Below are 8,726 nucleotides of genomic sequence, written 5' to 3' on the forward strand. Positions count from 1 at the left end.
AGGTTGCGCCCAGGACCGAGAACACGACTCGCCGGGACCCGGATCTCCGGTGTCGCGTGTGGCGCCGCAGTGGACGAGTTTTCGTCTTCAGCGGCGCCATATGTGCATTACGTGAGACTCCTTCCGATGCCAGTCGGGAAGAGAACATTGTCAAACGTGAAGGAACAAACATGAGTGTGGGTGTCGTGCGCGAAACGGCCCCTGGGGAGCGCCGAGTAGCGCTCGTGCCCAAGGTGGTCGCTTCGCTCGTGGGCAAGGACGTCCCCGTCATCGTCGAACAAGGCGCCGGCGAGGCCGCGCTGATCCCCGATTCGGCGTACGAAGAGGCCGGGGCTACGATCGGCGATCCGTATGGCGCCGACGTCGTCGTCCGCGTCTCTCCGCCGACGGACGAGGAGATCGGCAAGCTGCGCAAGGACCAGAAGCTCATCGGCTTCCTCGCTCCGCGCAATTCGGACAATAAGATCGGTGCGCTCAAGGACGCCGGGGTCGAGGCCTACGCGGTCGAGGCGATCCCGCGCATCTCTCGCGCGCAGGTCATGGACGCGCTCAGCTCGCAGGGCAACGTCTCCGGCTACAAGTCCGTGATCGTCGCGGCGACGGAAGCCACACGGTTTTTCCCGATGCTGACGACGGCCGCCGGAACCGTCAAGCCGGCCACCGTGCTCGTGCTCGGAGTCGGCGTCGCCGGCCTGCAGGCGCTCGCCACGGCCAAGCGCCTCGGCGCCCGCACCACGGGCTACGACGTGCGCCCCGAGGTCGCTGAGCAGGTGCGCTCTGTCGGCGCGCAGTGGCTGGACCTCGGCATCGATGCCGCCGGCGAGGGCGGTTACGCCCGCGAGCTGACGGACGAGGAAAAGGACCAGCAGCAGAAGGCGCTGGAGGAGGCGATCAAGGGCTTCGACGTGGTCATCACGACCGCGCTCGTTCCCGGGCGCCCCGCCCCGCGCCTCGTCACGGCCGCCGCCGTCGAGGGCATGAAGCCCGGCAGCGTCATCGTGGACCTCGCCGGCGAGACCGGCGGTAACTGCGAACTCACCGAGCCGGGAAAGACCGTCGTTACCCACGATGTGACGATCGCGTCCCCGCTCAACCTGCCCGCTTCCATGCCCGAGCATGCCAGCGAGCTGTATTCGAAGAACTTGTTGGCGCTGCTCGAGCTGATGCGCAACGAGGACGGCGCCTTTGCACCCGACTTCGATGACGAGGTCATCGCCGGTGCATGCGTTACCCGTGAGGAGGGAACGAACTAATGGTTACCGGTATGTACACAGGCCTCATGGCCAACATCGCGATTCTGGTGCTCGCCGGATTCGTCGGTTTCGCTGTGATCTCCAAGGTCCCCAACACCCTGCACACCCCGCTCATGTCGGGCACGAACGCCATCCACGGCATCGTCGTGCTCGGCGCGATCGCCGTGCTCGGCAGCCTCCCGGCCGACGCGGGCTGGGGCGTGTACACGATCGCGTTCATCGCGCTCGTGTTCGGCACGCTCAACGTCGTCGGTGGCTTCCTCGTCACCGACCGCATGCTCGGCATGTTCAAGTCCCGCCCGGAACCGAAGGAAAAGGGTGACGCGTGAACACTGAAATCTTCAACGTCTTCGTCACCTCCTCGCAGACGCCTCCGTCCGCGTGGACCTACGTGGTCTCCGCCCTCTACATCGTCGCGTTCGGCATGTTCATCTACGGCCTCATGGGCCTGACCGGGCCGAAAACCGCCGTGCGCGGCAACTGGATCGCAGGAATCGGCATGGTCCTCGCCATCGCCGCCACGATTCTCAACGTCCCCGTCCGTAACGGCCAGCTTGGCGGCCCCGAGGGCGCCGACGTGTCGACGCCCACTATCAACTGGGTGCTCATCGCCGTCGGTCTCCTCGTCGGTGTCGTGCTCGGTATCCCGCCGGCCCGGCGCACGAAGATGACGGCGATGCCGCAGCTCGTTGCGCTGTTCAACGGCGTGGGTGGCGGCACGGTCGCGCTCATCGCGTGGGCCGAGTTCATCGAGACCGACGGCTTCCAGCACTTCCGCGACACCCCGGCAGGCCCGGTCGTCGCAGGTTCGCTCATCGCCGCGATCATCGGTTCGATCTCGTTCTGGGGCTCGCTCGTCGCGTTCGCGAAGCTGCAGGAGCTGCTCAACAAGAACCTCGAACGCAACCTGGTCAAGGCCGCCAAGGCCTTCCAGCTCGCGAACATCGTGCTGCTTGTCGTGAGCATCGCCATCGCGATCTACCTCGCGATCAACGCCGCCAACGGCGGCGGCGCGAACACCTGGTGGATCGTCGGCCTTCTCATCGCCGCCGGCATCATGGGTCTGTTCGTCGTGTTCCCCATCGGTGGCGCGGACATGCCCGTCGTCATCTCGCTGCTCAACGCCCTCACCGGCCTGTCGGCAGCCGCGGCCGGTATCGCGCTGAACAACACCGCGATGATCGTCGCCGGCATGATCGTCGGCGCCTCCGGTTCGATCCTCACCAACCTCATGGCGAAGGCGATGAACCGGTCGATCCCCGCGATCGTGTTCGGTGCATTCGGCGGCGGCGACGATGCTGCCGGTCCCGCCGGTGGCGCCGAGGGTGGCACGGTCAAGTCGACCTCCGCGTCGGACGCCGCGATCCAGATGGCCTACGCCAACCAGGTCATCGTCGTCCCGGGCTACGGTCTCGCCGTCGCCCAGGCGCAGCACGCCGTGAAGGAGATGGCAGGGCTCCTCGAGTCGAAGGGCGTCGAGGTCAAGTACGCCATCCACCCGGTCGCCGGGCGCATGCCGGGCCACATGAACGTGCTCCTCGCCGAGGCCGACGTGCCGTACGACGCGATGAAGGAGATGGACGACATCAACGGTGAGTTCAACCGCACCGATGTCGCCATCGTCATCGGCGCCAACGACGTCACCAACCCGGCCGCGCGCAACGATCCGAGCTCGCCGATTCACGGCATGCCGATCCTCAACGTCGACGAGGCGCGTTCGACCATCGTGCTCAAGCGAAGCATGTCCTCTGGCTATGCCGGCATCGAGAATCCGCTGTTCTTCGCGGATGCGACTTCGATGCTCTTCGGCGATGCCAAGGGCTCGGTCGACTCGATCGTCGAGGAACTCAAGGCGCTGTAGCCTCAACGGGCCGTGTTCTTCACCGCTATCGCCGTTCTCTCCCGAACAGGGGGAGGACGGCGATAGTTTTTGCCCCCGGCCAAGCTGCGGCGGGCTTAGGATTATCACATGCCAGGCACGCTCTCGGATCGACAATCATCGCAGGATGACGGCGCTCGGCTGCATCCGCGCCAAGGGGATCTGCCCTACCCGATAGTCGTCGCCGCCTGGTGGAGTCTGTGCCTGATCCTCATAGCGGGCGGGGTGTGGGTGCTGGCGAAGATCGCTGGGAGCGTGCCAGTCGTTCTCATCCCCGTGGCCGTTGCCGTGCTGCTCTCGGCACTCCTCTCGCCGGTCACCGGCTTCCTCACCAGGCGCGCGCGGTTTCCGAGGCTGGCCGCCGCTCTGGCGACCGTGGTCGCGCTCATCGCCGTTATCGTCGGCGGAATCTCGCTCGCCGCGCAGCAGGTCGTCTCCGACCTACCGCAGCTGCAGAGCAAGGCGATGGCGGGGATCGATCAGATCGTCGTCTGGCTCTCGGATGGGCCGCTCCATCTCGACGAAACCCGGATGAACGCCGTCGTGGACAAGATCAAAACGTCGACGTCGGAGCATTCCAACGAGCTGGCTTCCGGCGCCTTCCACGCCGGCGGGCAGGTCGTCGATATCTTCGCCGGACTGATCATCACACTTCTCGCGTTGTTCTTCTTCCTCTACGAGGGGCGGAAGATCTGGACGTTCTTCGCCCGTCTTCTGCCCGCCGCGGCCCGCGACAGGGTGGACGCCGCCGCCCGACGCGGTTGGGTGAGCCTCGGTGCTTTCACCCACACCCAGGCTCTCGTCGCGCTCATCAATGCCGTCTGCGTCGGCGTCGGCGCCGCAGTGCTCGGGCTGCCCTTCGTGCTGCCCATCGTGATCATCGTGTTCATCGCCTCGTTCGTGCCGATCGTCGGCGCGATCGTGTCCGGCATCCTGCCGGCGCTCATCGCGCTCGTCGACAACGGCATCTGGCACGCGGTGATCATGGTCGCGATCGTCGTCGTCGTGCACTTCGTCGAATCGCACGTGCTTCAGCCGTTTCTCATGGGGCACGCGGTCGCGTTGCATCCGCTCGCGGTCATCGTGATCGTCGCCTCGGGTACTTATCTCTTCGGAGTCGCAGGCGCGCTGTTCGCCGTTCCCGTTGCCGCTGCGCTCAACGCGGGTATCCGCTATCTGCTCGGCAACGACATGTTCCCGCATCTCGCGGATGGCCCGCCGGCGGGGGAAAAGGAGTCCGACGACGACTCGGAGGCCCGACCCGCCGACTCCGCCCAGGCGCGGTCGCGCCCCGAATAACGCCTGCGGGAAATTCTCGACAAACCGGCGCGGGCGGCGGGCTCGGCTCGTACTCTCGGCGGGGACACCCACTCGAGAGAGGCGGTCTGAAATGCCGGCAGCCGACGCATTGATCGACGCACTTCGCGAACGGATCCCGTCCTCGCCGATCGTCACCGACCCCGACGTCACCGAGGGGTACCGAAGGGATTTCGCGAAGGATCCCGACGCCGGGCAGCCGCTCGCCGTCGTGCGCGCGACGAGCACGGCTGACGTGCAGGAAGTGATGCGCTGGGCAACCGAGAATTCGATCCCGGTGATCCCACGCGGCGCCGGCAGCGGACTCTCCGGCGGCGCGACGGCCGTCAACGGCGGCATTGTGCTTACGACCGAGCTGATGCGCGACATCGAGGTCGACCCCGTCACCCGCACTGCTGTGGTCCAGCCGGGCCTGCTCAACGCGGAGGTGAAGAAGGCCGTCGCCGAACATGGCCTCTGGTATCCGCCGGATCCGTCGTCATTCGAGATCTGCTCCATCGGCGGGAACGCGGCGACCAACGCCGGCGGTCTGTGCTGCGTCAAATATGGAGTGACGACGGACTACATTCTCGGCATGGAGGTCGTGCTCGCCGACGGTAAGGCGGTCAGGCTCGGCGGTCCGAGGCTCAAGGACTCCGCTGGATTTTCGCTGACGAAACTGTTCGTCGGGAGCGAGGGCACTCTCGGGATCATCACCGAGGTCATCGTCCGGCTCATCCCGAAGCAGGCGCCGACGAGCACGGTCGTCGGCACGTTTCCGACGGTCACCGATTCGACTCAGGCGATCCTCGACATCACTAGAGTCATGCGCCCGGCGATGCTCGAGTTCATGGACCGCGCCTCGATCCGGGCGGTCGAGGACGTCAAGCGGATGGGGCTCGACGTCGACGCGCACGGCATGCTCATCGCGCAGTCCGATTCGCCGGGGGCCGACTGCAGCCGCGAGGTCGAGTTCATGGCGGAGGTGTTCCGGAACAACAACGCCGCCGACGTGTTCACCACCGACGATCCCGAGGAGGGAGAGGCCTTCGCCGCGGCGCGGCGTTTCGCAATTCCCGCAGTCGAGCGGAAGGGAACGCTGCTGCTGGAGGACGTCGGGGTGCCCTTGCCCGCCCTGCCGCAGCTGATCGAGCGCATCGAGGAGATCGCCGCCGAGCGCGATGTGCTCATCGCCGTCATCGCCCATGCCGGAGACGGGAACACTCACCCGCTGATCGTCCACGACCCGGCCGATCCGGAGGAGACGGCGCGGGCGAATCTCGCGTTCGGCGAGATCATGGATTTCGCGATCTCGCTTGGCGGGACCATTACCGGGGAGCACGGCGTGGGCAGGCTTAAAAAGAACTGGCTGCCGAACCAGGTGGGCGAGGACGTCATGGACCTGACCTGGCGCATCAAGTCCGCGCTCGATCCGCACAATCTTCTCAATCCGGGCGCGATGTTCTAGGCCGAGCCGAGCTGCGGCGACGATATGAATTCTGGTGCCCAGCGCTCGCAATCGACTGGGAGCACAGGGGCCAGTGTGATCAGTCGAGGGCCTGCTGCCAGAAATCGGATTCGAGGACGGTTGCCTTGCGGAAGATCTCGGATAGCTCGGCTTGGCGCTTATCGGAGAGCTGCGCGCCGGCGAGGGAATCGATGCGCTCGATGGCGAGCTGCGCGCCCTGCTGGAAATCTTCGCCCGCGTACTCGGTGATCCAATCGACGTAGGGGTGGTCCGGGGCGGGGGAGAAGCGGGCCGCGAGGTCGGCGCCGATTTCCGCGTAGCCGATGGTGCAAGGTGCGAGGGCGACCTCGAGATCGAGAAGATCGCCGGCTATGCCGCAGTCGAGGACGTAGCGGGTGTAGGCGACCGTGCCCATCTTCTCGGGCGTCGACTCGAGGGTCGGGCGGTCGATGCCCCAACGCTCGGTGAGGCCGATGTGGAGCTCGGTCTCTTTGAGGATGAGGGCGAGCCCATCCGCAGACAGCCTGATCTCGTCGAGGGAGCGGGACTTATACGCCGACAAAGCGTACGCGCGGGCGAACTGGATGAGGAAAAGGTAGTCCTGCACGAGGTAATCCTGGAAACTCTCCAGTGGAAGAGTGCCCGCCCCGAGGGTTTCCACGAACTCGTGGTGGATGTAGTTCTTCCATTCGGATTCGTTGGCGGACTTGAGCTGGTCGAAAAGGGGCAACTCGTCGATCTCCTCCGATTGCTTCGATGTGGCGCCCGGTCGTTCTCCTGGCGACTACGCTTCATCGCCCATTGTGGCCGAATTGCCCGCACCGCGACCGTTCGCGCCCCGAGGCGGCTGGAACGACAGTGCCGACCGCCGTCCCGCGGGCGCGCCCTGCGCCGTCATATAAATGCCCTGCGGCCCCACCGGAGCGGTGGGGCCGCAGGAAGGTCGTGGCCGAAGGATCTGCCGGTCACGACGGTGCCGGGACGACTAAGCCCCGATGCTGCCCTTGACGACGTTCAGGAAGCCCTGTGCGGCCGTAAGGAACGTGTCGATCATGCCCTGGCCGGCGTCGAAAAATACGCCGGCGAGATCTTCGATGGAACCCATGGGAATCTCCTCGTGATAGATGCCGACCATGGCGGACCCGGAATGGAAAAGCTCTTCTCATCCACCCCGACACAGTGGTTCACCCGACCAGCAATGCGTTCATATTAACCATCGGAGGGATTGTGGCGTTCGTTACATTAGTAAAAGAAATTAATGTCAAGAAAGGCTTTGTACAGTCATGAGAACGATCCGAACGGTGTACTGCTTAGTGTGCATACTTGACGGATGGTATTGCTTTGCGAGGGCCAAAAAATTACCGAAAAAATGAGAAAAGCCTGTGTCTCACCGTCATTGGTGAGACACAGGCTTATGCTTCGGCTTTCCGGCCGAAGGGGGATTAGCCCTCGAGGCTGCCCGAAACGACGTTCAGGAAGCCCTGAGCAGCGCCGAGGAAGGTGTCGATGATGCCCTGGCCTGCGGTGAAGAAAACGCCTGCAAGATCTTGGATGGAACCCATGGTGGATCTCCTTTTGTTCAGTACCGTTTCGATTGAATCCGGGAAGTACGACCCCTTTGGTCGACGCCCGTGTCGTGATTCAGCCAAGCGGTGTTGGTTTCATCTGGAGTATCGGGCGGCTTTTGGGGATCGTTACACAATGGCAAGAAATTTCTTGAAATAAATTTCCCGCGCATGAGTCCACACCGAAAAGGCCAGGCACGCGCACAAATATCCTCGGATTTGACGAGAAATCGTCCCACGGCGGCCGTCGGAATGGAGACAAAGAAAAGCCTGCGCCCCTCCGCGAACGGAGAAGCGCAGGCTTTGGCGTTCGACCGATTAGGTCGAGACGGTATTACTCGCCGCCGAGGCTGCCCTGGACAACCTCGAGGGAGCCGGAAGCTCCTCCGAGCACCGAGCTGATGATGCCGTTAGCGGCATCGAAGAAAACGCCTGCAAGATTTTCGATGGAACCCATGGTGGATCTCCTTTGTGTCGGGGCCGCCTTTGCGACGATCCCCGCGGGCATTCTGGTCTTGCTCGCGGAGTAGCGGATCGTGCTCGTGCGGCTTGCCTTCGCACACTCTATCCACACGAAGTGGCCGAGCTGTTACAGAAAAACCCGGCGAAATCCGACGATCCACCAAATCGAGAACACCGTCGACATCTGTTCTCGGGCGTCAGAACTGGTGAAAAAAGGAAGTATAAACAACGATTGATCCGTAGCGGTGAGAGGTAAATCACGAGACCAATTCGTTATATCTACTTCCAAATATGACCTGTAACACATGAAAGTTGCCGCTGTCGAGGCTTCAAGGGGACCGAAACGCGCCTTCGCGCGCTCCAATCTCGACACCGTCCACGAATGGGAAGGCTGCGCGGGAGGGCTTTCGAAGCCGGAAACGGCTTGCTAAGGTGCCGGCCATGGGAACTCTGTGCAGCGCGCCGGTGATGGCGCTGAACTTCGCGATTCGGGACCGCGCCCGCTAGACGGCGCCTCCTGAGCGAAACTCTTCTGGCGCCGTCGCCCCCGAGATGCCATGCACCTCGGGCGGGTCACCGGTCGCACTAATCCTCGACTTTTGCAGCGCACAAGCCGCTGCCGTTCCCGCGTACCGAGGTGCCCCAATCATTATGTCTTGGAGCGCCCCATGCCGATAGTGCCCCGTGATGTGGTGGGAATCGGATCGGCGTTTGGTCAGTCGCAGTGATCAACGAGTTCCGATTCTTGATGGTAGCCGTTGCTGGCGTCGAGGGCTTGTTGCTTGGCGGCGATGACGGCTCGG

General features: G+C 63.9%; 7 protein-coding genes. 5 read left to right on the forward strand and 2 right to left on the reverse strand.

Annotation, left to right across the window (positions count from 1 at the left end):
* Window positions 1-170: 170 nt before the first annotated feature.
* The 5 genes from K8V11_RS02465 to K8V11_RS02485 all read left to right on the forward strand — a co-directional run bounded on the left by K8V11_RS02465 (window position 171) and on the right by K8V11_RS02485 (window position 5,896).
* Window positions 171-1,253 (forward strand): Re/Si-specific NAD(P)(+) transhydrogenase subunit alpha, encoded by a 1,083-nt coding sequence (locus tag K8V11_RS02465; protein WP_303910630.1) that lies wholly within the window; start codon window positions 171-173, stop codon window positions 1,251-1,253.
* Window positions 1,254-1,264: 11 nt separating this feature from the next.
* Window positions 1,265-1,582, forward strand: a complete 318-nt coding sequence (locus K8V11_RS02470; protein WP_067473833.1) for an NAD(P) transhydrogenase subunit alpha — start codon at window positions 1,265-1,267, stop codon at window positions 1,580-1,582.
* Window positions 1,583-1,590: 8 nt separating this feature from the next.
* The gene (locus K8V11_RS02475; protein WP_303910635.1) at window positions 1,591-3,114 is read left to right on the forward strand and encodes an NAD(P)(+) transhydrogenase (Re/Si-specific) subunit beta; all 1,524 of its coding nucleotides are present in this window, start codon (window positions 1,591-1,593) and stop codon (window positions 3,112-3,114) included.
* Window positions 3,115-3,222: 108 nt separating this feature from the next.
* Window positions 3,223-4,431, forward strand: coding sequence for an AI-2E family transporter (locus K8V11_RS02480; protein ID WP_303910631.1), 1,209 nt, complete (start codon window positions 3,223-3,225; stop codon window positions 4,429-4,431).
* A 91-nt stretch (window positions 4,432-4,522) separates the two neighbouring features.
* The gene (locus K8V11_RS02485; RefSeq protein WP_303910632.1) at window positions 4,523-5,896 is read left to right on the forward strand and encodes an FAD-binding oxidoreductase; all 1,374 of its coding nucleotides are present in this window, start codon (window positions 4,523-4,525) and stop codon (window positions 5,894-5,896) included.
* 79 nt (window positions 5,897-5,975) lie between these two features.
* Here K8V11_RS02485 and K8V11_RS02490 read toward each other — a convergent pair whose 3' ends face one another.
* Together K8V11_RS02490 and K8V11_RS02495 are read right to left on the reverse strand one after the other, a co-directional pair.
* Window positions 5,976-6,626, reverse strand: coding sequence for a TenA family protein (locus K8V11_RS02490; RefSeq protein ID WP_303910633.1), 651 nt, complete (start codon window positions 6,624-6,626; stop codon window positions 5,976-5,978).
* Between the two features lie 1,169 nt (window positions 6,627-7,795).
* Window positions 7,796-7,918, reverse strand: a complete 123-nt coding sequence (locus K8V11_RS02495) for a hypothetical protein (RefSeq protein ID WP_303910634.1) — start codon at window positions 7,916-7,918, stop codon at window positions 7,796-7,798.
* Between the last annotated feature and the right edge of the window lie 808 nt (window positions 7,919-8,726).

Origin of the sequence: Dietzia timorensis (assembly GCF_020742175.1) — a bacterium.
GTDB classification, from domain to species: Bacteria; Actinomycetota; Actinomycetes; order Mycobacteriales; family Mycobacteriaceae; genus Dietzia; species Dietzia timorensis_A.

What these genes read in the sequence shown, in the direction of transcription:
- K8V11_RS02465 (WP_303910630.1), top strand. Translation starts at nt 171, where the DNA reads ATGAGTGTGGGTGTCGTGCGCGAAACGGCCCCTGGGGAGCGCCGAGTA.
- K8V11_RS02470 (WP_067473833.1), top strand. Translation starts at nt 1,265, where the DNA reads ATGTACACAGGCCTCATGGCCAACATCGCGATTCTGGTGCTCGCCGGA.
- K8V11_RS02480 (WP_303910631.1), top strand. Translation starts at nt 3,223, where the DNA reads ATGCCAGGCACGCTCTCGGATCGACAATCATCGCAGGATGACGGCGCT.
- K8V11_RS02485 (WP_303910632.1), top strand. Translation starts at nt 4,523, where the DNA reads ATGCCGGCAGCCGACGCATTGATCGACGCACTTCGCGAACGGATCCCG.
- K8V11_RS02495 (WP_303910634.1), bottom strand. Translation starts at nt 7,918, where the DNA reads ATGGGTTCCATCGAAAATCTTGCAGGCGTTTTCTTCGATGCCGCTAAC.